General features: G+C 64.3%; 1 protein-coding gene. It reads left to right on the top strand.

All coding sequences use genetic code 11. The features are described from left to right. A partial coding sequence (gene treS / locus ACH01S_RS41725) for a maltose alpha-D-glucosyltransferase (protein WP_067905865.1) occupies positions 1-1161 on the top strand: 1161 nt, incomplete at both ends.

Genomic DNA, 1161 nt, shown 5'->3' with positions numbered 1-1161 from the left:
GAGTCATCGCCGACCTGGTCATGAACCACACCTCAGACCAACACCCCTGGTTCCAGGCCTCCCGCACCGACCCCACCGGCCCCTACGGCGACTTCTACATGTGGGACGACACCGACACCAAATACCCCGACGCCCGCATCATCTTCATCGACACCGAAACCTCCAACTGGACCTACGACCCCGTCCGCGGCCAGTACTACTGGCACCGCTTCTTCTCCCACCAACCCGACCTCAACTACGACAACCCCCACGTCCAAGACGCCATGCTCGAAGTCCTGCGCTTCTGGCTCGACCTCGGCATCGACGGCTTCCGCCTGGACGCCGTCCCCTACCTGTACGCCCGCGAAGGCACCACCTGCGAAAACCTCCCCGAAACCCACGCCTACCTCAAACGCGTCCGCGCCGAGATCGACCGCCTCTACCCCGACCGCGTCCTGCTCGCCGAAGCCAACCAATGGCCCGCCGACGTCGTGGAATACTTCGGCGACCCCGCCACCGGCGGCGACGAATGCCACATGGCCTTCCACTTCCCCGTCATGCCCCGCATCTTCATGGCCGTCCGCCGCGAACAGCGCTACCCCATCTCCGAAATCATGGCCCAAACCCCCAAAATCCCCGAATCCTGCCAATGGGGAATCTTCCTCCGCAACCACGACGAACTCACCCTGGAGATGGTCACCGACGAAGAACGCGACTACATGTACACCGAATACGCCAAAGACCCCCGCATGAAAGCCAACATCGGCATCCGCCGCCGCCTGGCCCCCCTCCTGGACAACGACCGCAACCAACTCGAACTCTTCACCGCCCTCCTGCTCTCCCTCCCCGGCTCACCCGTCCTGTACTACGGCGACGAAATCGGCATGGGCGACAACATCTGGCTCGGCGACCGCGACGCCGTCCGCACCCCCATGCAATGGACCCCCGACCGCAACGCCGGCTTCTCCCACTGCGACCCCGCCCGCCTCTACCTCCCCGTCATCATGGACCCCATCTACGGCTACCAAGCCGTCAACGTCGAAGCCCAGACCAACAACCCCGGATCCCTGCTCCACTGGACCCGCAAAATGATCGAAATCCGCCAACGCCACCCCGTCTTCGGCGTCGGCTCCTACGTCGAACTCTCCGCCTCCAACCCCTCCGTCCTCGCCTTCACCCGCG

The organism is Actinomadura chibensis NBRC 106107 (assembly GCF_001552135.1).
GTDB classification, from domain to species: domain Bacteria; phylum Actinomycetota; class Actinomycetes; order Streptosporangiales; family Streptosporangiaceae; genus Spirillospora; species Spirillospora chibensis.
The sequence above is the reverse complement of the archived record's forward strand: the minus strand, read 5'-3'. Positions and strand labels throughout refer to the sequence as shown.